The sequence below is a fragment of the uncultured Sneathiella sp. genome (assembly GCF_963973085.1).
Classification (GTDB): Bacteria; Pseudomonadota; Alphaproteobacteria; order Sneathiellales; family Sneathiellaceae; genus Sneathiella.
Genome location: NZ_CAXAXA010000002.1, coordinates 557040 through 580703, shown reverse-complemented (window position 1 = coordinate 580703; position 23664 = coordinate 557040). Strand labels below are relative to the sequence as shown.

At 59.3% G+C, this 23664-nt stretch carries 20 protein-coding genes; 8 read left to right on the top strand and 12 right to left on the bottom strand.

Annotated elements, in window-relative coordinates:
* Window positions 1-2: 2 nt before the first annotated feature.
* Genes tenA through cysE form a run of 4 tightly spaced genes read right to left on the bottom strand, consistent with a single transcriptional unit; the run spans window position 3 to window position 2980 of the window.
* The gene (gene tenA / locus AACZ19_RS07050; RefSeq protein WP_339632384.1) at window positions 3-671 is read right to left on the bottom strand and encodes a thiaminase II; all 669 of its coding nucleotides are present in this window, start codon (window positions 669-671) and stop codon (window positions 3-5) included.
* Window positions 671-1000 carry a ferredoxin family 2Fe-2S iron-sulfur cluster binding protein gene (locus AACZ19_RS07045; RefSeq protein ID WP_339632382.1) on the bottom strand — a complete coding sequence of 110 codons (330 nt, stop codon included), beginning with the start codon at window positions 998-1000 and terminating at the stop codon, window positions 671-673. Before AACZ19_RS07045 ends, tenA begins: the two co-directional genes overlap by 1 nt.
* 60 nt (window positions 1001-1060) lie before the next feature.
* On the bottom strand, window positions 1061-2179 hold the full coding sequence (locus tag AACZ19_RS07040) for a cysteine desulfurase family protein (RefSeq protein ID WP_339632380.1): 1119 nt from the start codon (window positions 2177-2179) through the stop codon (window positions 1061-1063).
* Between the two features lie 42 nt (window positions 2180-2221).
* On the bottom strand, window positions 2222-2980 hold the full coding sequence (gene cysE, locus AACZ19_RS07035; RefSeq protein WP_339632378.1) for a serine O-acetyltransferase: 759 nt from the start codon (window positions 2978-2980) through the stop codon (window positions 2222-2224).
* Window positions 2981-3193: 213 nt separating this feature from the next.
* Here cysE and AACZ19_RS07030 point away from each other — a divergent pair, with 213 nt between their 5' ends.
* Window positions 3194-3850 carry an alpha/beta hydrolase gene (locus tag AACZ19_RS07030; protein WP_339632376.1) on the top strand — a complete coding sequence of 219 codons (657 nt, stop codon included), beginning with the start codon at window positions 3194-3196 and terminating at the stop codon, window positions 3848-3850.
* Here AACZ19_RS07030 and AACZ19_RS07025 read toward each other — a convergent pair.
* On the bottom strand, window positions 3847-4974 hold the full coding sequence (locus AACZ19_RS07025; RefSeq protein ID WP_339632374.1) for an anhydro-N-acetylmuramic acid kinase: 1128 nt from the start codon (window positions 4972-4974) through the stop codon (window positions 3847-3849). The genes AACZ19_RS07030 and AACZ19_RS07025 overlap by 4 nt on opposite strands.
* A gap of 83 nt (window positions 4975-5057) precedes the next feature.
* Here AACZ19_RS07025 and tyrS point away from each other — a divergent pair, with 83 nt between their 5' ends.
* Window positions 5058-6311: a tyrosine--tRNA ligase gene (gene tyrS / locus AACZ19_RS07020; protein WP_339632373.1), complete on the top strand. Its 1254-nt coding sequence runs from the start codon at window positions 5058-5060 to the stop codon at window positions 6309-6311.
* A gap of 12 nt (window positions 6312-6323) precedes the next feature.
* Here the strand turns inward: tyrS and AACZ19_RS07015 are convergent, their stop codons facing one another.
* Window positions 6324-9500 (bottom strand): AsmA-like C-terminal region-containing protein, encoded by a 3177-nt coding sequence (locus tag AACZ19_RS07015; RefSeq protein WP_339632372.1) that lies wholly within the window; start codon window positions 9498-9500, stop codon window positions 6324-6326.
* 90 nt (window positions 9501-9590) lie between these two features.
* On the opposite strand from AACZ19_RS07015, the gene AACZ19_RS07010 reads away from it, so the two are divergent.
* On the top strand, window positions 9591-12593 hold the full coding sequence (locus tag AACZ19_RS07010) for a bifunctional [glutamine synthetase] adenylyltransferase/[glutamine synthetase]-adenylyl-L-tyrosine phosphorylase (RefSeq protein WP_339632371.1): 3003 nt from the start codon (window positions 9591-9593) through the stop codon (window positions 12591-12593).
* On the opposite strand, the gene AACZ19_RS07005 is transcribed toward AACZ19_RS07010, so the two are convergent.
* On the bottom strand, window positions 12590-14380 hold the full coding sequence (locus AACZ19_RS07005; RefSeq protein WP_339632370.1) for a PAS domain-containing sensor histidine kinase: 1791 nt from the start codon (window positions 14378-14380) through the stop codon (window positions 12590-12592). The genes AACZ19_RS07010 and AACZ19_RS07005 overlap by 4 nt on opposite strands.
* Before the next feature lie 270 nt (window positions 14381-14650).
* On the opposite strand from AACZ19_RS07005, the gene bcp reads away from it, so the two are divergent.
* The 4 genes from bcp (at window position 14651) to AACZ19_RS06985 (ending at window position 17940) form a co-directional block, all read left to right on the top strand.
* Window positions 14651-15112 (top strand): thioredoxin-dependent thiol peroxidase, encoded by a 462-nt coding sequence (gene bcp, locus AACZ19_RS07000; protein ID WP_339632368.1) that lies wholly within the window; start codon window positions 14651-14653, stop codon window positions 15110-15112.
* A gap of 1 nt (window position 15113) precedes the next feature.
* Window positions 15114-15944: a ferritin-like domain-containing protein gene (locus AACZ19_RS06995; protein ID WP_339632367.1), complete on the top strand. Its 831-nt coding sequence runs from the start codon at window positions 15114-15116 to the stop codon at window positions 15942-15944.
* Between the two features lie 93 nt (window positions 15945-16037).
* Window positions 16038-17483 carry a peptidoglycan DD-metalloendopeptidase family protein gene (locus tag AACZ19_RS06990; RefSeq protein WP_339632366.1) on the top strand — a complete coding sequence of 482 codons (1446 nt, stop codon included), beginning with the start codon at window positions 16038-16040 and terminating at the stop codon, window positions 17481-17483.
* A gap of 22 nt (window positions 17484-17505) precedes the next feature.
* A complete protein-coding gene (locus tag AACZ19_RS06985) occupies window positions 17506-17940 on the top strand; it encodes a polymer-forming cytoskeletal protein (protein WP_339632365.1) in 435 nt (144 codons plus the stop codon).
* A 69-nt stretch (window positions 17941-18009) separates the two neighbouring features.
* Here AACZ19_RS06985 and ndk read toward each other — a convergent pair whose 3' ends face one another.
* The 5 genes from ndk to AACZ19_RS06960 form a co-directional block, all read right to left on the bottom strand.
* Window positions 18010-18432: a nucleoside-diphosphate kinase gene (gene ndk / locus AACZ19_RS06980; protein ID WP_339632364.1), complete on the bottom strand. Its 423-nt coding sequence runs from the start codon at window positions 18430-18432 to the stop codon at window positions 18010-18012.
* Window positions 18433-18533: 101 nt separating this feature from the next.
* The gene (locus AACZ19_RS06975; protein WP_339632362.1) at window positions 18534-19799 is read right to left on the bottom strand and encodes a SulP family inorganic anion transporter; all 1266 of its coding nucleotides are present in this window, start codon (window positions 19797-19799) and stop codon (window positions 18534-18536) included.
* 105 nt (window positions 19800-19904) lie between these two features.
* Window positions 19905-20747: a TauD/TfdA family dioxygenase gene (locus AACZ19_RS06970; protein WP_339632360.1), complete on the bottom strand. Its 843-nt coding sequence runs from the start codon at window positions 20745-20747 to the stop codon at window positions 19905-19907.
* A gap of 105 nt (window positions 20748-20852) precedes the next feature.
* Window positions 20853-21329, bottom strand: coding sequence for an SRPBCC family protein (locus AACZ19_RS06965; RefSeq protein ID WP_339632358.1), 477 nt, complete (start codon window positions 21327-21329; stop codon window positions 20853-20855).
* A complete protein-coding gene (locus AACZ19_RS06960; RefSeq protein ID WP_339632357.1) occupies window positions 21319-21645 on the bottom strand; it encodes a metalloregulator ArsR/SmtB family transcription factor in 327 nt (108 codons plus the stop codon). Before AACZ19_RS06960 ends, AACZ19_RS06965 begins: the two co-directional genes overlap by 11 nt.
* A 126-nt stretch (window positions 21646-21771) precedes the next feature.
* On the opposite strand from AACZ19_RS06960, the gene AACZ19_RS06955 reads away from it, so the two are divergent.
* Window positions 21772-23664, top strand: coding sequence for an ABC-F family ATP-binding cassette domain-containing protein (locus AACZ19_RS06955; protein ID WP_339632356.1), 1893 nt, complete (start codon window positions 21772-21774; stop codon window positions 23662-23664).

Genomic DNA, 23664 nt, shown 5'->3' with positions numbered 1-23664 from the left:
TTTTAAACCGCGTTCAGGCCCATCTGCCAGAAATCGGCTTCGAGCCGGGTCGCCGTGGCGAAGGTTTTGGAGAGGTCGGGGAAGCGGGCCTCGGTGAGGCGCTTGGTGGCAAGGACATCAATTTCCGTTTTCATATCGGCGACAAGCTCCTGATACTCATCGCTCGCATACATCTCGATCCAGGTGATATAGGGATTGCCTTCGATCTTCGTGTCTCGGGATTTGGCAAGCGCGGCACCGATTTCCCCATAACCGATTGCACAAGGGGCGAGCGCCACCATCAAATCGAGCAAGTCCCCCGCCATGCCACGTTCCAGCACATAGCGGGTATAGGCGATGGTCTCCGGCGCCTCGTCCAGGGTTTCCAGCACCGCCTCTTCAATGCCCCAGTCGGCACAATAGCTGACATGCAGCGCCATCTCGGTCTCGAGGATGGCCTTCACCCCGGCAAGGGCGGAGCGCATTTCAGCAAGGTTATCGGCCTTGTAGATCGCCAGTGCATAGGCGCGGGCAAACTGGATGAGAAAGAGATAGTCCTGCTTCAGGTAATATTGAAAGGCCGCCTTGGGCAGCGTTCCCGCCTGCAACCCCTTAACGAAATCATGCTCGGTATAGGCGGACCAGGCAGCAGCGTTATCGGCCTTTAGTCGTTCAAATAATTGGGCCGCCATTACAGCATCATGTTGTTTGATCCGCCCGGCAGGCTGACCACGAGATCGTCCAGTTCCTCGGTAATCTCGATCTGGCAGCCAAGGCGGGAGGTCCGCGTCAGGCCATAGGCGAGATCGAGCATGTCTTCTTCGTCCTCCGTCGGCTCCGGCAGGCGCTCAAAATCCTCGTCACTCACGATGATATGACAGGTTGAGCAGGCGAGGCTCCCCTCGCAGGCACCCTCCAGGTCGATATTATTCTGGTGTGCAATCTCCAGAATGGTATGGCCAAGCGGCGCATCAACTTCCTGTCGGCTGCCATCGGGCTTGATAAAGGTCATTTTCGGCATGCGGGGTCAAACTCCTGAACTTCTCTGACTTTCTACTTAACCTGCGCCTTGGTCTCTTGTCTAGGCCGCAAATTTCGGGGATTTCCGCTTATAGAGCTTGCGCCAGCTGTCGATGAAGGCGTCAATATCCGCCGCCGTCGTGCGCCAGCCGAGACTGATGCGGATGGCTGTGCCCGCCTCCTCCTCGCTCGCGCCCATGGCTTTCAGCACATGGCTTGCCTTGACCTTGCCGGAGGAACAGGCCGAACCGGCGCTGACCGCAAAACCATCGAGATCGAAGGACATGACCTGAAGCTCGGCGGGAACGCCGGGCATTTCGATGCTGCTGGTGTTCGGCAGACGCGGAACAGTGCCGCCGTAAATCCGGCTGGCAGGGGAAAGGTCGCGGATCCGCGCTTCCATCTCATCGCGAAGCGCGGCAATCGCCTCCCCTTGCGCAATAATCTTTTCGGCGGTACGGGCGGCAACGCCGAGACCGGCGATGGCGGCAACATTCTCGGTTCCGGCGCGACGGCCAAGCTCCTGCCCACCGCCGCGGATAAAGGCGGGCACGGCGAGCCCCTCCCGCAAGACCAGAGCACCAATCCCTTGCGGACCGCCGAATTTATGGGCCGAGACGGACATCATATCGACGCCGAATTCATTAAAATCCACCGGGATCTTGCCGACGGCCTGAATGGCGTCGCAATGCAGCAGGCCATCTTGTTTATGGACAATATCGGCAATGGCGCGGATCGGCTGGATCACGCCGGTCTCGTTATTCGCCAGCATGACGGAGACAAAAGCAGGGGTTTCTGCCGCCGCCAGCGCCGCCCTTAATACATCTAAATTGAGAATTCCATGGCTGTCGACAGGAAGTCGCACGGCCGCCTCACCTGCTGCAGCGAGAACCGAATCATGTTCGGTCGCCGAAATGAATAGTGGACGGTCCCCGGCAGTGGACAGGGCGAAGTTATTCGCCTCCGTCCCGCCGGAGGTGAAGATGATTTCCGGAGATTTGCAATTAATGAGCCCGGCAAGGGCGGCGCGCGCCTCTTCCACTCGATTGCGCGCCGTCCGCCCCGACTGATGCACGGAGGACGGATTACCGCCTGCCGTCATCACTGCGGCCATCGCCTCCACTACTTGCTGATGGATCGGCGCGGTCGCGTTATAGTCGAGATAGACGGCTTTGCTCATGGCGGTTACTTGTCCCGCCACAGGCGGTTTACATCAGGATAGTCAGGATTTGGTTTTCGAACCCGCCGTCACAGCGGGCTTTTTCTTGCGCTTGATCGAAATCGGCGCATCGGCAGCGGCACGACGTTCCTGCTCCAGCTCCTCAACCCGCATGGACAGCGACTGAACCTTGTCCAGAAGACCGTCCATCACCTTGAAGACCGGGTCGGGCAGATCGTGATTACCAACACCATAGGCGGCGAATCTCTCATCCATGCGGTCCTTTTTCGATGCGCTGACGGCGCGCGCAGGCACGCCGACGACGGTCGTGTGGTCCGGCACATCCTTGAGGACAACAGAGTTAGCGCCGACGCGGGCGCATTTTCCCACAGAGATCGGGCCGATGATTTGCGCGCCGGAGGCAATGATCACACCGTCTTGCAGCGTCGGATGACGCTTGACGCCGCGCTGCGCATCGGAATCGATCGACGGCGCCACACCGCCGAGCGTCACATCGTGATAGAGCGTGACATTATCTCCGATTTCCGCAGTTTCCCCGATCACAACACCCATGCCGTGGTCGATAAAGAAGCCGCGACCGATCGTCGCGCCGGGGTGAATTTCAATGCCCGTGAGGAAACGGCCGAGTTGCGAAAAGAACCGCGCCAACAGACGCCAGTTCCGCTCCCACAGCCAGTGCGCCACCCGGTGAAGAACGATCGCGTGAAAGCCCGCATAGAGCAGCGCAACCTCCATCCGGCTCCGTGCCGCGGGGTCGCGTTCCATCACGCAGGTAATTTCTTCGCTAATATGCTTGAACATTTGCCCTTACCTTCTGTATTGTGCCGCTCTTGTAGCGGAATTCACCTGAGGTTCAAAGCGCCCATTATTAACAGATATATGCTTATCAGGGGTACCGTCAAGGATCGCAACCGCATTCTTGGCGCACACGCCCACAGGCATGGATCGGAAATTGAGCCCCGGCTGAGATCATTCCAGCCCCAAAACGAAGCTGTATTAGGAATAAGAAAATAAATGCCAGACGTTATTTTTAATGGACCGGAAGGACGCCTTGAAGGGCGTTACCATCATTCCGACGATCCCAATGCGCCGCTCGCGCTGGTTCTGCACCCGCATCCGCAATATGGCGGCGCGATGAACAACAAGGTGGTGTATCATATGTTCACCACCTTCAAGAAGCGCGGCTTTTCCGTTCTTCGCTTCAATTTCCGCGGCGTCGGCCGCAGCCAAGGTGACTATGACCACGGCGTCGGGGAACTCTCCGATGCCGCGTCCGCCCTCGACTGGATGCAAACCCACAACCCGAACGCGCCCGCCGTCTGGATCGGCGGCTTTTCCTTCGGCGCCTGGATTTCCATGCAGCTGCTGATGCGGCGGCCGGAAATTGCCGGCTTTATCTCGATTGCCCCGCCGGCGAATATGTATGACTTCTCCTTCCTCGCGCCCTGCCCGTCCTCCGGGATCATCATCCATGGTGACAAGGACGTGCTGGTGCCGCGCCGCGACATCAAGAAGCTGGTGGAGAAATTGCAGGCGCAGAAGGGCATCACGATTGATTATGATGAAATACCCGATGCCGACCATTTCTTCGAAGGTCATCAGGACACGTTGATGAGATCTGTCGATGCCTATCTCGACATGCGGCTGAACGGCGAGGACGAGGAAGACTAACCTCGGGCACTCTCGCGCTTTTGCGATGGGGCCGGATACAGCACCCCGCCAGTCATCGGTTCCGGGACGCCCGTCGTCGTCGGCAGGCTGAGCGGCAGGCCGCGTAAACTCCGGACCGCGAGGAAGGCAAAGGCCTCGGCTTCCAGATCATCGCCGCGCCAGCCGACCGCCTCCACCGGTTCCGCCGGGGCGTCCACGACTTCGGCAATATATCTGACCAGTTCCGGGTTCTTGCGACCCCCACCGGTCAGCAGCCAGCGCTTTGGTTTGTCCGGCAGGTGATCGAGGGCCCGGCGGATACTTTCCACCGTGAAGCGGAGCAGGGTCGCCGCGCCCTCTTCCAACCCAAGCCCGGCAATCGCCTCTTTCACCGGGAACTGGTCCCGGTCGAGGCTTTTGGGCGGCGTCATATCGAAATAAGGATGGTCGAGCAGTGTTGCCAGTGCCGCCGCATTGACGACCCCTTTCGCCGCGATCCGCCCGCCGTCATCGAACGGCGCGCCGGTATGGCGCAAAATCCAGTCGTCCATGAGCGCATTCGCCGGACCCGTATCAAAGGCCAGAACCGTCTCCCCGTCGATATAGGTGACATTGCCGACCCCGCCGAGATTGAGCACGGCAAGCGGCCCGCCCAAGTCCGTCGCCAGTGCCCGGTGATAGAGGGAAGCGAAAGGCGCGCCCTCCCCGCCTGCGGCTACATCGGCATGGCGGAACTCGGCCACCGTATCGACACCGGTCAGTTCCGCCATCATCGCGCCGTCACCGATCTGCACGGTCAGGCGGCCCGCAGGGTCGTGAAAAATCGTCTGGCCGTGAAAGCCGATCACGTCGATATCGGCGGGTGTCAGGTTGTTTTCCGCGAGGAGCGTAAGCGCCGCCTCGGCCTGCGCGGCAGTGAAATCGGCGATGATGTCCGCCCCGGCAGTCTTCTTGCCCAGCAGGTCGCGCAGCCGTCCGCGAAAGCCCGCCTCGTATGGGACGGAGCGCACCGGACCGAACGAACGGACCGTGACGCCGTCGGTTTCGATAATCGCCGCATCGACCCCGTCGAGCGAGGTCCCGCTCATCAGCCCGAGGGCGCGAAGCGGCTGATTTTCGGCCTGTTTTTGCTTATTTGACGTCATTTCTCATCCCGTACTTTTAAAACCCGTTCCATATGTGCTAAACGATGGCGCTCTTGAACCTCATTTAGAACAGAATACGTCCCATGACCGAATTACGCTCCGACTTCCTGAAAGTCTTCACCGAACGCGGCTACCTGCATCAATGTACAGATTTAGACGCGCTGGATAAAGCCTTTGCTGAGGGGATCGTGACCGCCTATATCGGCTTCGACTGCACGGCCAGGAGTCTCCATGCGGGCAGCCTGATGCAGATCATGATCCTGCGTCGCCTGCAACAGGCCGGGCACAAGCCGATCGTGCTGATGGGCGGCGGGACGACGAAAGTCGGCGATCCGACCGGGCGCGACGAAAGCCGCCCGCTGATCACCGACGCCGTCATCCGGGAGAATATGGACGGCATCAAGACGGTGTTCGAGAAGTTTCTCACCTTCGGCGACGGCCCGACGGACGCGATCATGGTCAATAATGCCGACTGGCTGGACGATATCAAATACATCCAGTTCCTGCGTGACTACGGCCCGCATTTCTCGATCAACCGGATGCTCTCCTTCGACAGCGTGAAGCTCCGGCTGGAACGCGAGGAGTCCATGACTTTCCTTGAGTTCAACTACATGATCCTGCAGGCCTATGATTTCGTCGAGTTGAAGAAACAATATAACTGCACGCTGCAATGCGGCGGTTCCGATCAGTGGGGCAATATCGTCAACGGGGTTGAGCTCGGCCGCAGGACGAATGGTTTCTCTTTGTTCGGCCTCACCTCGCCGCTCCTCACCACCGCGTCAGGCGCAAAGATGGGCAAGACGGCAGGCGGCGCGATCTGGCTCAACGAAGACATGCTGAGCCCGTATGATTACTGGCAGTTCTGGCGCAATACCGAGGATGCGGATGTCGGCAAGTTCCTGCGGCTGTTTACCGAGGTGCCGCTGGATGAGGTGGCGCGTTTGGAGAGGCTCGACGGGGCGGAGCTGAACGAGGCGAAGAAAATCCTCGCCGATGCCTGCACCGAAATGGCCCATGGCAAGGCCGCCGCCGAGGCCGCCGCCGAGACCGCGCGCCAGACCTTCGAGATGGGGCAGACGGCGGAAGGGCTGCCGACGCTGGAAATTCCGCGCGCCGAACTTGCGGACGGCGTTCCCGCCTTCGCCTTGTTCCAGCAAGCGGGCCTCTGCGCCTCCAGCTCCGAGGCGCGGAAATTGATCAAGGGCGGCGGAGCCCGCGTGAATGATGAAAAAATCGCCGACGAGAAGGCTGTGCTCACCCTCGACAATCTCGATGCGGACGGGAGGATCAAGCTCTCGGCGGGCAAGAAGCGGCATTACCTGATCCAGCCTGTCTGAGACTCGGCGGCTTTATGGGCTCTGCCGCGCGTCCGGCTTGGTCGTTGATGGCGGCTCTATATCGTCCTGGTCCCAGGGTTCGAAAAACATGCGACGGAGGATACCGGGCGCCAGCGCCGAGACGGCGTTGACATCGACATCCGGATCCTCCATCCCGCCGGTCACCTTGTAGGAAAAGCCGAAAATCCCCTCCCCCTGACGGCCGACCAGCAGGGTACCGAGGATCGGTATATTCCCAAGCATAGAATTGAGAGTATAGGACGGGATCACCGTCCCGAAGGCATCAATTTTGTTAGCGGGCTGGTCCACCGTGCCGGTAAAGGTGATGCCGATGGAGCCGACAGCGCGGAAGTCCTTGGTCTGGAAAATACCGTTTTCATAGGTGAACGGTCCTTCCACCGTCGCGAAGACCATGCCGTCCCCGCGCAACAGGTCGACAATCCCGCCGAGCGAGCCGAGGGTCAGTATCTTGCCCAGAACCGGCGCATTGACCACCCGCACATCCTTGATCTCGATCGTTCCCTTGGCGGGACGGCTCTCTTTCGTATCGTCAATCACGGCGCTCATTTTTAGTGTGCCGTCGCGGAAATCATCATAGAGGTCGAGCCCGCGAAAGAGCGAGCCCGCATCGTCGGAAATAAAGCTGACAGTACGTGTCTCGCCGTCACGTCCGAGGTCAAAATTAAAGGTTTTTTCGCCTGCAAACTTACCCGTTGCCGTTCCGCCCTCGATCAGATTCCCCTCAACCCGCATGGTTGCCCGGACAGTCTCCAGGGTCAGCTCCTGGTCCATCAGCGCCCGTTCGATCTCCACGTCGATATCGATCATCCGGTCCTCCTCCGGGCCATCGATATCTGCCTCATTGAGGTCATAGGTGGCGACGACGAAGGGCTTCAAATCAAACTGCGCCCCATGAATGCGGACCTTCATGTCATTGGGTGCGGGTTGCGTGAATTCAAGGGCGAAATCATTCTCGCCATAAGTCACCCTCGGCACCGTCAGGCTGCTGAGCAGGTCATCTTTCAGGATCGCCGTGGCCGTGGCTTTCATGTCCCCGACCTCAACCATAATATTGGAAAGGGTCCCGACATTCGCCGCCGTCACCTCAAGATCGGCGGTGACTTGACCGGGAACGCCCGCCTCCTTCGTCCAGTGCAACGGCTCCACCGAAATCGCAGTCTTCGCGAAGTCGATATTGACCTTGCCCGAGGCGCTGCCCGCCGGGGTCGTCTCGATAAGGAGATCTGCGCTCATCGGTCCAGCGAGATAAGGCGTGCCAATATCGAGGGAGGCCCGCCCGGCCTCGTCAATCTCTCCTGTGACATGATAGAGCCGGTTCCCCTCCCGCGGACCACTGAACCAGCTTTCCGCCGAGATCGTCACTGGTACGATATTGAGCTTCGCCGTTCCGTCCACGGTGACGCCCGTCGGATCGACTGCGACCTTCAGCTTGCCGCCGGTGAGGTTGATATCCTCGGCCACGTCAGGGATGGTCGCGTCGGTGAATTCGCCCTTCGCCCAGTATTCGACCTTCTCCAGCGTGAGGTCAAAGCGCAGCGGAAACTTGAAGGAGGCATCGACCGCCCCCTCCCCGGTCATGGCCGAGGGCACGATCCCGTAAGGCGAGGCAAGGCCCAGCGGTTCCAGATCGAGGAAGGTGAAGATTTCACGGCTGCTGCCAGTAACATGAATCTGAATATCCGCGAGTTGGTCATATTTATCGAATTCGTGAATCGTCACATTGTCCGACGTGACCTCCAGTGTACCGAGGCGACCCGTCATATCCTTGATGGTGACGCCGGTTTCCGTCAGGATCGCGCTCCCGCTGATATCCGTGACCTTCGGCAGCGGCGCGTAATAATCGGCGGAGACCCCCTTAAGATCGAAGCGCAGATCAACCGCCCTTTCCGGGATCTCACCGCTCTCCAGCGCCCCGACGGGAAGGTTGATGACGAACGTTCCGGCGGGCACGATCCCCTCACTGATATTTGCTGTCACCCAGTCATAGCCGTTCGAGGCCATGGAATAGGGCCAGAAGCGACCGATATTATTGACCTGCAAATCAGCCAGCTTGCCATCAAGCGCAAGGCCGATACCTGCCTCCACAATGTCAACCACACCGGTCATTTCCACCGTCGTACCCAGCGTTTTGGCTTCGACCGTATCGAGTGTTACCTTGCTGAAATCGCCGGTCACTTCACCGGCAACATAGACGCTCTCGATAGGAAGCGGTTCCTTGTATAAATCCGATATATCGATTTTCCCGGCGCCGGACCGCAAGTCAAAGCCCATGGTCTCGAAGCGGAACGTCTCGTCCAGCTCCAGGCTGACATGACCGGACAGGGTGAGGTCGACCCCTTTCAGCATTTCCAGCTCCGGCGCCTGCGCCCCGACGAGCGGCAGCGGCAGATCAGAGAACTGGCCGTCAATCTCCGTGCGCTTGAGTTCCCGGTCATAGTCGCCAAGCGCGACGAGAGAGACCGTCTCGTTGCCGATCTTGATGGCCCCGCTTGCCTGTCCGCGCAGGCCATGCTCCTCCCGCCAGACAAAGACATCTGCGCCGGTTACCCGCCAGAACCTCTCCAGGATTTCATCCTCGATAAACACCGCCGAATCGTAGACTTCCAGGCGTTTCAGATAGCCGGTGAGACGTTCCGGGTCCGGCTCCCGGCTGAGTTCCTTCAGGATATCGAGAAAACCGTCCCGCGATACGGTCTCCGCCTCTTCCGCCGTGGCGGGAGACGCCGACATTTTCGGGCCATCGCGCATCACTACATTTTCATAGCCGAGCTTGACGGCGCCACTTGCATCGCGGTTCAGCCGAATGCGCAGGCCTGTAAACTCAAGCTCCGCCGGGGCAATCCGCCCCCGCAGGAGGGCCTCCCCGCTGAACACCACCGTGACATCAGGGATCGAGGCAACCCGCCGGTTCTCCTCCGATACCTCCAGATTGTCCACCGCCACCACCAGGTTCTTGTCGCGCCCGTTCCATTCCAGGCCGACATCGCTGAAAGCCAGTTCATAGTCGGGATATTGCGCCGCCAGCACCTGCTCGATATAGGGCGTGAAGAAGGTGAGCGAGACCGGACCACGGGCCAGCGCCGCCGCCAGCGCCAGCGCAGCAAGAAAGATCAATACGACAACCCCCATCAGGGTCCGGTACAATAATCTGGAAGTGCTTCTGACCAATTGAAAAATTCGCTTTTAATAGGGCTTGTATAAAAAAAGTCTGTCCTGATAATTAGGGCCTTATCGTAAACCAAACAACCCGGATTAGGAATGCAGGATATCGCGCAAGCCCAAAAAAAGCCGTTCGCCGAGGTCGTGCGGGACCTTCCCGCCGCGGGGGACCCGGAGCTTCTGGCCGTCGGCCTTGAAAGCTGGCGCGAAATCACGGCGGAAGACCCTGCCCTTACCGACTTCGCCGACACGCTCGACGGCATGACGAACGGCCCCGAAATCCTGAACGCCATTTTCGGCAACAGCCCTTATCTCAGCAGTTGTTTGCTGGCGGAACCGCAATTGCTCCGGCATCTTGTGGAGGACGGGGCCGAACTGACGCTGGGCTGGATCTATGAGGAGATGGAAAGCGCCACCCCGCTGGAGGCGGAGCGTGACGCGGTGATGGCGGCGCTCAGGATCGCCAAGCGGCGCATTGCGCTGCTGACGGCGCTCGCGGATCTCGGCAAGGTCTGGCCGCTGATGAAGATTACCGCTGTCCTCTCCGATTTTGCCGGCGCCGCCGTCGAGATTTGCTGCCGGCATCTGCTGACGGCGGCGGCGGAGAAAGGCGACCTCACCCTGCCCCATCCGGATGATCCGACAAAGGACAGCGGCCTGATTATCATCGGCATGGGCAAGCTCGGCGCACGAGAGCTGAACTATTCCAGCGATATCGATGTGATTGTCCTGTTCGATGGCGACAAGGTCACCTATGCCGGTCGCCGCTCAATGCAGGACTGCTTCGTCCGCATCGCCCGCGATCTTGTCACCATGATGCAGGAGCGCACCCGCGACGGCTATGTCTTCCGCACCGACCTCCGCCTCCGGCCCGATCCCGGCGCGACGCCCATCGCGCTTGGCGTCGGCGCTGCTCATGTCTATTACGAAAGCCAGGGGCAGAACTGGGAGCGGGCCGCGATGATCAAGGCGCGGCCGATTGCCGGTGACCTTGACGCAGGACAGGAATTCGTCGACTTTCTCACCCCCTTTATCTGGCGCAAATCCATGGATTTCGCCGCGATCGAGGATATCCAGGCGATCAAGTCGCAAATCCACACCCATAAGGGATTTTCGAAGATTTCGCTGGAGGGGCATAACATCAAGATCGGGCGCGGCGGCATCCGCGAGATCGAGTTTTTCTGCCAGACCCAGCAGCTGATCGAGGGCGGGCGCAATCCCAATTTACGCGATCCGACAACCCTCGGCACGCTGCAGGGTTTGCAGGAAGAGGGCAAGACGGACCCGTCGGTGCAGCAGGAACTGAAGGAGGCCTATATCTTCCTGCGGGAACTGGAGCATCGCTTGCAAATGACCCATGACGAGCAGACCCAGCTCCTGCCCGACGATCCGGACGCCTTCCGAAAACTCGGCGTTTTCTTCGGTTATAACGTGCCGGACGATTTCCGCCGTGATCTGCGCAAGACGCTGGAGACTGTGCAGGGCCATTACGATGCCCTCTTCGCGTTCGAGGAGACGCCGGACCGCAAGGCTGGACGGCTTGTCTTCACCGGGGCGGAGGATGACCCGGAAACCCTCAAATCCCTCGCCGAGCTGGGGTTCACAGATACGGCGGCGATCTCGCAGAAAATCCGCGAATGGCACCATGGCCGCTACCGGGCGACACGCACCGTTCGGGCGCAGCAGACGCTGACCGGGCTGATGCCGCTGCTGCTGGAATGCCTGGGCGAGACCAGCAATCCGGATGCCGCCTTCACCCGCTTTGATATCTTCCTTCAGAAACTCCCCGCGGGGGTGCAGCTTTTCTCCCTTTTCAAGGCGCATCCGAGCCTGCTGAAACTGGTGGCGCGGATCATGGGCATGGCGCCGGACCTCGCCGAGAAGCTGGCGCAGAACCCGATGCTGCTCGACGGGGTGCTGGATACGGATTTCATGTCGGCGCTGCCGGATCGCGATGTGCTGGCGGAGGATCTGGAACTGATCCTCTCCACCGCGCGGGATTTTCAGGACGTGCTGGATTTCACGCGCCGCTGGGCCAATGACCAGAAATTCCGCCTCGGCGCGCAAATCCTCGATAATGTCGATCATGGCACCGGCCTCGGCGCAACGGTAGCCGCGGGCCGCGCCTTCTCCGACGTGGCAGAGGTGGTGCTGGACAGCCTGCTCCCGCATGTGCGGGCGGAGCTGGCAACTAATCATGGCGTCGTGCCGGGCGGGGAGTTCGCGGTCATCGCCATGGGCAAGCTCGGCAGCTACCAAATGACGCCGGACTCTGACGCCGACCTCATCTTCCTGTTCCAGACACCAAAGAAGGACATGACCACGGACGGCAGGAAGCCAGTCTCGGCGGGCGTGTTCTACAACCGGCTGAGCCAGCGCTATATCAATGCGATCAGTGTCTTCACCGGCGAAGGACAGCTTTATGAAGTCGATATGCGCCTGCGCCCGCACGGCAAATCCGGGCCGATCGTCCTGCCACTCGATGCCTTCGTCAAATATTATCAGGAGGATGCCTGGACATGGGAACATCTGGCCCTGACCCGCGCCCGAGTCGTCGCCGGTGACAAGAAGCTCGCCGCCCGGACCGAGGCAGCCTTGCGCGGCCTTCGCGAAATCCCCCGCGACACGGACGAGATCCGTAAAGATACCTTCGCCATGCGCGAGCGGGTACAGAAGGAACTGGGCTCCTCCTCCGTCTGGGCGATCAAGCACGCGGCGGGCGGGCTGATGGACCTGGAATTCCTTTGCCAGTATCTTCGCCTCATCCATGGCGCGGAGCATCCTGAAATCCTCGAAACCAATTCCAGCGATGCGCTTCATGAGATGCAGAAGGCGGAGCTGATCCCGGCAGAGGAAGCGGAGCGGCTCATCGCCATCTCCGGGCTCTACCTCAATATCAGCGGGCTGCAGCAGCTCTGCCTCGGCAGCCGCAACCTCGATGACGACATCCCCCTCGCCCTCAAAACCGCCCTTGCCGAGGTCGGTCAGGTCGCCGATTTCGATGCCCTTGGCGAAAAGCTGAAAGAGAGCCAGGAATATGTCGACAAGCTGCTCGGGAAATATCTGGGCAGCCCGGACGCCGCGTCGGATGCCGGGACCTAGCAGGCGGCGGAAAGTTGAGGGACGTTTGGCAGGCGGATGACGACGCGGCTGCCTTTTCCAATTTCGCTGAAGAATTCCATGGTGCCGCCATGCAGCTCAACCAGCGTGCGCGATAGCGGCAGACCGAGGCCGGTCCCCGCCTTTGTAGTGAGATGCGATTCCCTTGCCTGATGGAACGGCTCGAAAATATCGCCCATGTCCTCTTTTGCGACACCGACCCCCGTATCGTCCACGGACAGCACCAGCTCGTCATCCTCCTGCGCGCAGGCCATGGATATCACCCCGCCCTTCAGGGTGAACTTGATGCTGTTGCTGAGAACATTGAGCAATATCTGGCGGACCCGCCGGGCATCGGCATACAGCGACAGGTCAAAGTCGTCCGGATTGTAACTCACGGTGACGCCGTTTTCTTCCGCCTGCTGAAGGATCATCTTGAGCGACTGGTTGACAATCTCCGCAAGGTGGAAGAACCGCTTTTCAAGCTGCAGCTTGCCCTCCTCGATCGCGCCATAGTCGAGAAGATCAGAAATAATCGCCAGCAGATGGTGGCCTGAAAAGTTGATGTCTTCGGCATATTCCCTGGATTTTTCGGGCGACATGCGACTGACGGGCTCATTCAGCATCATGTCGGAAAAGCCGATAATGGCATTGAGAGGTGTCCGCAACTCATGGTTCATATTCGCAATGAACAGGTTCTTCGACCGATGTGCGTCGATTTCGCTTTGCATGGCGTTGAGCAGGAGTGCCTCGGATTTCTTCTTTTCCGTAATATCGCGCAACATGCCGACAAAACATTTCGTCCCGTCGATATGATAGGGGGCGATGTTGAGCTCGATGGGGAACAGGCTGCCGTCCTTGCGCCGGGCTTCCAGACCGCGAACAGAATTAATGACCGTATTCTGGTAAGCGGAGGAATTGGCGATATAGCCGTCATGCTGTGCGCGTTCCTCTTCGGGAAGCAGCATTGAGACATTTTGCCCCATCACCTCGTCCTCGGAATAGCCGAAAATCTTACTGGCGGTATGGTTGAAGGTGTCGATAATGCCCTTGTTATTGATGGTAATGATGGCATCGCCGCTGTTGTCGATAATCTCCTTGTATTTTATGTCGCTGGCATGCTGCGCCTGCAGGACACGCTGCCACGCTCCCTCATATTTCATGATCCACCAGAACAGGGCGAGGGCGAACAGCATGAAACCGACAATCGTCATCTGGACAATGACGACTTCCCGCTGTTCCATTGCCAACACATTGTCAAGAAAATCGAAACGCTTTTCAAAACTCCGGTCCCAGACGGTGTTGAGATCTTCCAGCGCCAAAACCGCCGCTGTATCATCAACCCGGACCAGCCCGTCAATCTGCGTCGCCGTCATTCCCCCGGCGATATAGGCGGATACCCGTGGCAGATGGGAAAGATACTCATCGACTGTGGCCCTGATGGCATCAATGGCCTGACGCTCCGTCTCGGCCAGCGGTAATTGAGCGTAGGCATCCAGCGCCTCGATGATGATGTCGTATTTCTTCTCTGCCGCCCGATGATAGCTCTCATCATGGCGCAGCACGAAATTCTTGAAATTATGGATGAACCCGCCATAGCCCAACTCAGTTTCAAGCACCGTGATAAACCGGGTTTTCTCGACCAGCGTTTGCTCGAACTTGACGAGACGGCTCTGCTCCTCGCCATACTGTCGGGCAAGTTCGATTGAATATAGCCCGCCGGCCACGCTGAGCAGCAGGATAATGCCAAGTACGGCGAAGCCGATACGCTTGTAACCCTTAATGTTCATGAAATTCCGTTTACTGCTATTATTCAATGCAAACATAATGTGCAGCATATCACATAACCCATGAATTCAAATAAATAGTTCTTACACTCGCCTTCCGATAAAATAATTTATAATAAATTATGCTTCTATAAGTTATTTCGATACTTCATAGGGCATCACCTCTGCGTAAATACCTGGCATCCAACGGACAAGCCCTGTCAGGGCTTGCGTCCGTCCCGCTCTGCTGCTAGGTCAAACTATCGCCACATCCACAATTGCAGAGGAGTGACCATGCCTGAAATCGGAGAAAAGGCCCCGGATTTTGAGATGCCCGCAGACGGCGGGGAAGAAGTCAGTCTTGCGGCACTCAAGGGGCATCCCTTCGTGCTCTATTTCTATCCTAAGGACGATACCCCCGGCTGCACCAAGGAGGCGATCGGCTTTTCCGAGAAGATCAAGGAGTTCGACAAGCTCGGGGTGAAGGTCATCGGTGTCTCCAAGGACACCCTCGCCAAGCATGCGAAATTCCGCGAGAAGCACAGCCTCTCCGTCGTGCTCGCCGCCGATGAAGACGGCAAGACCTGCGAGGCGTTCGGCGTCTGGGTCGAGAAGAACATGTATGGTCGCAAATATATGGGGATCGAGCGCGCGACCTTCCTGATCGACGGCAAGGGCGTGATCCGCAATATATGGCGTAAAGTCAAGGTCAAGGGCCATGTCGAGGCCGTGCTGGAAGCCGCGGAAACCCTCTGACGTGACGAACTTAAGCGCGCTGGCCGTCGGTATCCTGAACGAGCCGGACGCGGCCTGCAAGGCGCGGCTGAGCCATGAGGCGGCCGATCTCTGGCGATCCGCAAACGGCGACTTGCCCATCGGCGAAACCCTGCCGCCGGACCGTCCAGCCCGACCGGAACGCCCAAAGCTGCTGCCACCCGCCGAGATGCCGCGCCGCCGCGGCCAGTCCGATGAGGCGCGGGCCACCCTCCTCCATGCCGTGCAGCATATCGAGCTCAACGCCATCGATCTCGCCTGGGACATGGTCGCCCGCTTCCCCCATGAAAACCTACCGCGCGCCTTCTATGACGACTGGGTGCGGGTCGGCAACGAGGAGGCCAGGCATTTCGAACTGCTGGCCGAACGGGTGCGCGAGCTCGGCTTCGCCTATGGCGACTTCCCGGCCCATGACGGCCTGTGGGAGGCGGCGATGACGACCCGCGATGACCTGGGTGCTCGCCTCGCCGTCGTGCCCATGGTGCTGGAGGCGCGGGGACTGGATGTCACGCCCGCGATGATCACCCGATTCGCCAAAATCGGCGACGAAAAGAGTGCCGCTATACTTAACATAATCCTAACGGATGAAATTGGTCACGTCGCCATCGGCAGCCGCTGGTTTCACTATTTTTGCGAAAAACGCGGTCTCGATCCCGAAACGAGCTGGCGTGACCTTGTCCAAAAAAACTTCAAAGGCCTTTTAAAACCCCCGTTTAATGACGATGCCCGCTCGGTTGCAGGACTGCCGGAAAAATACTATCGACCCCTCGTCGCACCCCCGCCGCAAAAACAGACAAAAAACCGCAAATTTTAGAGGCCGCTCTCCCCGGTTGATGTTTGCCGGAAAATCGGTTTTATTATTTAAAACCCCGCAACAGTTTTGTGCAACCCGGAGCAGGATGACCAGATGAGGCTGAAGGCCGTATTCGATAAATTTTTTACGGACCGTCAGGTGATCATCCGCACCCGCGGGGAACTGAAATATCTTCCTATTTCCGTCAGGACGCAGCTCATGGGCTTTGTCGTCCTGATTGGTTTTGGCGGCATGTTCGCCTGGCTCATGGTGGCCGGCGCCGTGCAATATCATGAAATAACCAACCAGCAGGCGAAGCTCCTCTCGCTGCAGCTCGAATATGACGCAGTGACCTCCGACTACGACCTCGCGCAATCCAAGATCGCCGCCACCCAGGCCGAGCTGGATCAGCAGTACGCCCGGCTTGAGGATGTCTTCGCCGACCGAGAAGTCGTTGAAAAGGCGCTGGAATTCGCGGTCAAATCGTCCGATGGCGACGCCGGGGAAAAGTCGCTGGAAGATCGTATCCGGACACTGGGGGAGAGCCTTCACGCCACCAACGCCCGGCGGGAAAAGCTTGAAATGGAGATCATGCAGTCCAACAAGGCCCTGTTCCAGATCTCGCGGGAGCGGGACGAGGCCATAGCGGATCGCGAGAAAACCGTGCGCCGGCTGGCCTCGCTTCGCGGTCTCGTCAATCTCTATGCCTCGACCAAGGACGAGATTTATGAGGAGCTGGAGGAAACCCGCGAACAGTTCGCCAGCCTGAAACAGGACTTTGATGGCCGGGTCCAGACGGAAACCCGCCTCAGTTCGGAAGTGAGTGAGTTGCGCGACCGCATGAACCGGATGTCGACCCAGAACAAGGAGCTGATCGCCCGCATCCACGATCGCACCAATGCCAGCGTTGCGGCGCTTCGGGACATCATTGTTCTCACCGGTCTCAATCCGGACCGGCTTCTCGGCTCTGACGAGGTTACCGGACAGGGCGGACCGTTCGTTGCCGCTGTGCCGCCCGCGCGCAAGCTGCTGCAGACGGAACAGGATTTCTACGCCCAGGCGCAGAAGATGGAAACCAGCCTCGCCCATTGGGAATTCCTGCAGACCCTGCTCAGGCAGCTCCCCCTCGCCCGGCCGGTGGATGTCGGCTATGTCACTTCCAGCTTCGGCAAGCGCCGCGACCCGATGACCAAGCGCACGGCATTTCATTCCGGCGTCGATATCGCAGGGCCGCGCAACTCAAAAGTCCTCGCCACCGCTCCCGGCACGGTGACCTTCGTTGGCACCAACGGCGCCTATGGCACCATGGTCACCATCGATCACGGCAGCGGTTTCCAGACCCGCTACGGCCACCTCAAAAAGGCGCTGGTGAAAAAAGGCGAGACAATCGAATATCGGACCGAAATCGGCGTGATGGGCTCTACCGGTCGAAGCACCGGTCGTCATGTCCATTACGAGGTCATCTATGAGGATGAGCACCAGAACCCGATGAATTTTATCAAGGCGGGAAGATATGCGTTCAAAGCGACGCCGAAACTTGAAGAAGCGTCCGCCGAATAACCCCGTTAAGTGAGGTAACTCCATGTTCTCCAACAACAGCAAGCCCGATTCAAAATCCGCCGCGAAACCCGCCCGGTCCAACGCCATGCCCTCCATCATTGCCGAAAACCTTAATATCGAGGGGAATTTGTTTTCTGAAGGCGAAATTCAGGTCGATGGTCATGTCACCGGCGATATCAGTGCACAAACCCTGACCATCGGCCAGAACGCCCTGATCACCGGCGATATCAATGCGGGCACGCTGATCATCCGCGGCGGCGTCAACGGTAACCTCAAGGGCGAGGAAATCACCGTCACCTCCTCCGCCACCGTCAAGGGCGACATCGTCCATGCCTCCCTCAGCATCGAGCCCGGCGCCAAGATCGACGGCCACCTCAAGCATAACGAAAACCCGCGCGGCCTCGCGGAGACGGTGACTTTCCTCGACAAGCCCGAGGCGGCCAGCGCCGAGAAATAACCGGCGCGTATTCAGACACAAAAAAAGGCCCGCAGCATTTGCGGGCCTTTTCTTTTGGTTTCGTCCGGCTTAAGCGTGGATTTCGGAGCCGGAGAAGAAGTAGGCAATCTCAATCGCGGCGTTGGCCTGGCTGTCGGAGCCATGCACGGAATTGGCCTCGATGCTTTCGGCGAATTCCTTGCGGATGGTACCGGGCGCCGCGTCGGCCGGGTTGGTCGCGCCCATCACTTCGCGGTTCTTCATGATGGCGTTTTCCCCTTCCAGGACCTGGACGACAACCGGGCCGGAGACCATGAAGTCACAAAGCTCACCGAAGAACGGACGCTCCTTATGCACGGCATAGAAAGTCTCGGCATTTTCGCGGCTCATGCGGATGCGCTTTTGCGCGACGATCTTGAGACCAGCCTCTTCCAGTTTGGCGTTGATCTTGCCGGTCAGGTTGCGACGGGTGGCATCGGGCTTGATGATGGAGAAAGTACGTTCTAGGGCCATTTATTAACTCGCTCATTCTAAGGAAACAGAAGGAATAATTCCCGCGCCTTATAGCGCCCCGGCCCGGCCACGGCAACCCAATTGATGGATTTTGCGCGATTTCACCTCTCCGGCGGCGACCAATCACTTTCGACGGACTTGCGACGGCTCAACCTGAGGGCGATGCCAATTGACACGCCGACGCCGATGGCCACGGTTAAATCGACAACAACGGTAAGGACGAGGGTCAGGAGCAAGAGGAAAATATCGCTTTTCCGTCCGCGGACATAACTGCCCCATTTATGCGGTTCGGTCATGTTCCAGGCCGTCACGATCAGAAGCGCGGCAAGGGCGGGCATGGCGAGATAACCAGCGAGTGGCGCGGCAAGGAGCATGACCAGCAGGATGACAACCGCATGGACAATGCCCGCCACCGGGGTTTTCCCGCCCGCCTTGATGTTCGTCGCGGTGCGCGCAATTGCGCCGGTCGCCGGAAGCCCCGTGAACAGCGCCGAGGCGATATTCGCGGCCCCTTGCGCGGATAATTCAGCATTCGGCCGGTGATGGCCTTCTATCATCTTGTCCGCGACCATCGCCGAGAGCAGCGATTCCACCGCCGCCAGAAAGGCGATGACAAAAGCCGAGGGCAGCAGCTCGATAATCCGGGCAACCGAAAAATCCGGTAGTTCCGGCCAGGGGAGCTGGCTCGGCAGTTCCCCGAAGCGGGAGCCGAGGGTGTCCACCGGCAAATTCAGATAGACCACGAGCGCCGAACCCACGCCCACCGCGACGATCAGGCCCGGAAAGCGCGGCGCCATCCGTCTCAAGACGACAATCAGGACAAGGGTGACAATCGCAATGGCAACCGTCGGCAGGCTGAGACTGTCCCGCACGTCCCACAGCGCCGGGATTTTCTCAAGGAAGTCCGCCGGGACATTCGCTGCCGCCAGCCCGAGAAAATCCTTGAGCTGGCTGGTCGCGATAATCACGCCGATGCCGATGGTGAAGCCGTTGACCACCGCCTCGGGCACGAAGGCGATGAGGTTCCCGGCGCGAAAATACCCGGCCACCAGCAGCATCAGGCCCGCCATGAAGGTCGCCAGCACCAGACCGTCATAGCCATGCTCGGCAATCACGCCGAAGACAACGACGATAAAGGCGCCCGTCGGCCCGCCGATCTGCACCCGGCTCCCGCCCAGCAGGGAAATCAGGAAGCCCGCGACGATGGCGGTGACAATCCCCTTGGCCGGGTCCGCCCCGGAGGCGATGGCAATGGCCAGGCTGAGTGGCAGGGCCACCATAGCGACAGTCGCCCCCGCCAGCAGGTCGGAGAGGAACAGCGACCAGCTATAGGATTGCAGTGTGGTAATTATCTTCGGTTGGCGCATGGCGAGATCTTGAAGGTCGAACGGACAATTTCTCTCACCCTAGCAGAGGCAATATCCCTCTGTCCTGCGGCAAATATGCACGGCAGGGTCAACTGCCACGGGCCGTCAGTAATAGGCCGGGTTGTCAGCAACGGTCAGGCGGTGGAGCAGACGTTCGTGGCCCTCATAACCGCCGGTCGCCTTGTGCAGGACCGAGCGGTTGTCCCAGAGCACCAGCATGTCCGGCTCCCATTTATGGCGATAGATAAACTCCTCCCGCCCTTGCCAGCGCGCAAGCTCCTTCAGCAGGCCCAATGCGCGGCTCTCTTCCATCCCGTCGAGATCGACAAGATAACCGCCGCCGAAAATACCTTTCTTCCCGGTTTCCGGATGGGCGCGGATCACTGGATGTGTCTCCGTCTTATTCGCCTCGTCAGAGATATTGAACCGCATCGCGCCCTTAAAATTCTTTTCCGCATAGGCGCCCTCGCGGGAATAGGCGCCACCCGCCGAATGAACGGCGGTCAGCTTATCGAACCGTTCCTTCATCTCCGGCGGCATGGCCTCCCACGCCAGATGCTGGTTGGAAAAGAGTGTGTCGCCCCCCTCCTCCGGGATGATCAGGCCATAAAGCATTGTGCCGGACGGCGGCACTGCCATGAAGCTCCAGTCTGAATGCCAGTTGTCCGCGAAAATCCGCCCCGTCTCATTGGCATAGCGATGGACCGCCGCAATTCTTTCATGCCCGTCGATGGGATGGAAAAAGGGATCGTCGCCGATCGGGCCGAAATACTCGGCGACACGGACAAAATCCTCATTCTCCAGCTTCTGGTTTGGAAAGACGAGCACATGATGCGCCATCCAGGCGGCGCGAATGGCGGCCACCTCTTGCCTGTCGAGGGGGGCCGACAAATCGACCCCTTCCACCCGCGCGCCGCAGGGCGCATCGATTTTCGAAACCGTGATCATTGGACATTCCCGTTCTTGTTTTTTTAAAGACATAGCATTTCATTCGGGGTTGACCAACAACTGTCTTGCTCCGGGAAGGGCTCTGTGGATCGTATGAGCCCAGACTTACGCCGCTGCGTCGGTGGCGCAGGGTTCGGCGAACACGTCCATAGGTTCATCCGTCTCCAGATAGGACTTGAGACTGGAGAGCACAAGCGGCCAGCCGCGCGAGATACCGTTCGCCATGCCGCTGCCCGCCTCCAGCTCCGCGTGGGTGACGGTGAGGCGCACCATATCCTCATACGGCACCAGATCGAAGGTGACGCGGCTGTGCTTGTCGCGGTCTTCATATTCAGATTCGTTCGCCCAGGTCATGACGAGGCGCCTTGGCGGATCGATCTCCACCACATCCCCGGCCAGCTTCACATCCCGCTCCTCATTGGCGCGGATATGTTCCCATCTGGAACCCACCTTCCAGTCGGAGACATTCTCATGCCCCCAGTAGCGGGCGGCGATCTCGGGCCGGGTGATCGCCTCGAATATCTTCTCGGCGCTCGCGCGGATATAGGTCACATAGACGAATGTCGTCTTTTCACTGGTCATCTTCTTCTCCTTCCAGTTCGGTTTTCAGCTCATGCAGCAGGCTCAATCGCTGCTGCTCGAATTTTCGTATCCAGCGTTCGTAGATCGTCTGGAGTGGCACCGGGTTAAGGAAATGCAATTTCTCCCGCCCCCGCTTTACCGTCGAGACAAGATTGGCGTCCTCCAAGAGGCCGATATGCTGCGTCACGGACTGGCGTTTCATGTCCATATGCGCACATAGCTGCCCGAGCGTCTGGCCGTTTCTTTCGCACAGGAGATCCAGTATCTTTCGTCGTGTCGGATCGCCCAGCGCCTTGAATGTCTTGTCATCGTTCATACGCTACCTCTTGGTATGGATAATATGCAGGTAAATACCTGCATGTCAACGAAGTTACGTCAAAATCCGCCATAACCGCCATTTTCCGGCTTTCAGGCCGCCGCGCTTTCTGTTAGAGAGTGCCCCATGCTGCAAATCAAGGACCTGACATACCGCATCGCGGGCCGTACACTGCTGGAAAATGCGTCCCTGCATATTCCGGTCGGGCATAAATTTGGCCTGATCGGGCGCAACGGCACCGGCAAATCAACGCTGCTCAAGATGATCACCGGGGAGATTCATGCCGATGGCGGCACGATTGAGCTGCGCAACGGCGCGCGGCTTGGCGTCCTGCCGCAGGAAGCGCCCGGCGGACCGGAAAGCCTGATCGAGGCGGTGCTCGCCGCCGATATCGAGCGCGCAAGCCTGATGAAGGAGGCGGAAACGGCCACCGACGGGATGCGCATTGCCGAGATTCACACCCGCCTCGCCGATATCGACGCCCACACGGCGGAGGCACGGGCGGCAAAAATCCTCTCTGGTCTCGGTTTCGACCATGACGCGCAGCAACGCTCCTGCTCCTCCTTTTCGGGCGGCTGGCGGACCCGTGTCGCGCTCGCGGGCACGCTCTTTGCCGAGCCGGACCTCCTGCTCCTTGACGAGCCAAGCAACTATCTCGACCTGGAGGCGACGTTGTGGCTGGAGAATTTCCTCCGCGGGTATCAGCGCACCCTCGTCATCATCAGCCATGACAAGGACCTCTTGAACAATGTGGTGACGGAGATTGCCCATCTCGACCAGATGAAGCTCGTCAAATATACCGGCAACTACGACTTCTTCGAGAAGACCCGCCGCGAGCAGATGGAGCTTCTGGCCGGCATGGCCCGCAAGCAAGAAGCACAGAGGAAGCATCTGCAGAGCTTCGTCGATCGGTTCCGCGCCAAGGCCTCTAAAGCCCGTCAGGCCCAGAGCCGGGTGAAGATGCTGGAGAAGATGAAGCCCGTCGTCGGCATTGTCGATGAACATACGGCGAGCCTGACGTTTCACGCGCCGGAGCCGCTCTCCTCCCCCATCATCACGATGGAAGGGTGCACGGTCGGCTATGAACCGGGCAAGCCCGTGTTGCGCGGCCTTGACCTCCGTATCGATATGGATGACCGCATCGCGCTCCTGGGCTCCAACGGCAATGGCAAGTCGACTTTTGCGAAACTGCTCGCGAACCGTCTCCAGCCCGAGAACGGGAAAATGCAGAAATCGAACAAGCTGAAAATCGGCTTCTTCGCGCAGCATCAGCTTGACGAAATGCATGAGAATGAAACCGCCTATCAGCATCTCGCCGCGAAGATGGAAAACGCGCAAGAATCGAAAGTACGCGCCCGCCTCGGTCAGTTCGGCTTTTCCCGCCAGAAAACCGACACCGTCGTCAAGCAGCTCTCGGGCGGCGAGAAAGCGCGGCTCAACTTCTGCCTGATCGCGGAGGAGAAGCCGCATCTCCTCATCCTTGACGAACCGACAAACCATCTCGATGTCGACAGCCGCGAAGCGCTCATTCAGGGCCTCAATGAATATGACGGCGCGGTGCTGCTGATCAGCCATGACCCGCATCTGGTGAGCTATGTCGCCGACCGGCTGTGGCTGGTGAAGGACGGCGGCGTCCATGCCTATGACGGCGATATCGAGGATTACAAGCGCGAGGTGCTGGATGCCGCGCGCGGCGGCAGCAATAGCCGCAAATCCGACTCCGAGCCGGGCCAGCCGAAACTCTCCGGGAAAGAGGCGCGAAAGGCCCGCGCCGCCGCCCGTGCCGCCCTCGCCCCGAAACGCAAGGAAGTCACCCGCCTCGAAAAGCGGATGCAGGAGCTAAGCGCCGAGCAGAAAACGCTCGAAGCCGACCTCGCCAACCCCGCCACCTACGACAAGGGACCCGCGCATCAGGCCAGCCTCACCGACCAGATCGGCCGGATAAAGACAGAGCTCGCCAAAACGGAAGAAAAATGGCTCGCGCTCACGGAAGAGCTTGAGGCGCAAGGCGCGGCTTGA

Bases quoted from the DNA above. Each gene is read 5' to 3' on its own strand.
- tenA (WP_339632384.1), bottom strand. From the start codon at position 671: ATGGCGGCCCAATTATTTGAACGACTAAAGGCCGATAACGCTGCTGCC.
- AACZ19_RS07045 (WP_339632382.1), bottom strand. From the start codon at position 1,000: ATGCCGAAAATGACCTTTATCAAGCCCGATGGCAGCCGACAGGAAGTT.
- AACZ19_RS07040 (WP_339632380.1), bottom strand. From the start codon at position 2,179: ATGAGCAAAGCCGTCTATCTCGACTATAACGCGACCGCGCCGATCCAT.
- cysE (WP_339632378.1), bottom strand. From the start codon at position 2,980: ATGTTCAAGCATATTAGCGAAGAAATTACCTGCGTGATGGAACGCGAC.
- AACZ19_RS07030 (WP_339632376.1), top strand. From the start codon at position 3,194: ATGCCAGACGTTATTTTTAATGGACCGGAAGGACGCCTTGAAGGGCGT.
- AACZ19_RS07025 (WP_339632374.1), bottom strand. From the start codon at position 4,974: ATGACGTCAAATAAGCAAAAACAGGCCGAAAATCAGCCGCTTCGCGCC.
- tyrS (WP_339632373.1), top strand. From the start codon at position 5,058: ATGACCGAATTACGCTCCGACTTCCTGAAAGTCTTCACCGAACGCGGC.
- AACZ19_RS07010 (WP_339632371.1), top strand. From the start codon at position 9,591: ATGCAGGATATCGCGCAAGCCCAAAAAAAGCCGTTCGCCGAGGTCGTG.
- AACZ19_RS07005 (WP_339632370.1), bottom strand. From the start codon at position 14,380: ATGAACATTAAGGGTTACAAGCGTATCGGCTTCGCCGTACTTGGCATT.
- bcp (WP_339632368.1), top strand. From the start codon at position 14,651: ATGCCTGAAATCGGAGAAAAGGCCCCGGATTTTGAGATGCCCGCAGAC.
- AACZ19_RS06990 (WP_339632366.1), top strand. From the start codon at position 16,038: ATGAGGCTGAAGGCCGTATTCGATAAATTTTTTACGGACCGTCAGGTG.
- AACZ19_RS06985 (WP_339632365.1), top strand. From the start codon at position 17,506: ATGTTCTCCAACAACAGCAAGCCCGATTCAAAATCCGCCGCGAAACCC.
- ndk (WP_339632364.1), bottom strand. From the start codon at position 18,432: ATGGCCCTAGAACGTACTTTCTCCATCATCAAGCCCGATGCCACCCGT.
- AACZ19_RS06975 (WP_339632362.1), bottom strand. From the start codon at position 19,799: ATGCGCCAACCGAAGATAATTACCACACTGCAATCCTATAGCTGGTCG.
- AACZ19_RS06970 (WP_339632360.1), bottom strand. From the start codon at position 20,747: ATGATCACGGTTTCGAAAATCGATGCGCCCTGCGGCGCGCGGGTGGAA.
- AACZ19_RS06965 (WP_339632358.1), bottom strand. From the start codon at position 21,329: ATGACCAGTGAAAAGACGACATTCGTCTATGTGACCTATATCCGCGCG.
- AACZ19_RS06960 (WP_339632357.1), bottom strand. From the start codon at position 21,645: ATGAACGATGACAAGACATTCAAGGCGCTGGGCGATCCGACACGACGA.
- AACZ19_RS06955 (WP_339632356.1), top strand. From the start codon at position 21,772: ATGCTGCAAATCAAGGACCTGACATACCGCATCGCGGGCCGTACACTG.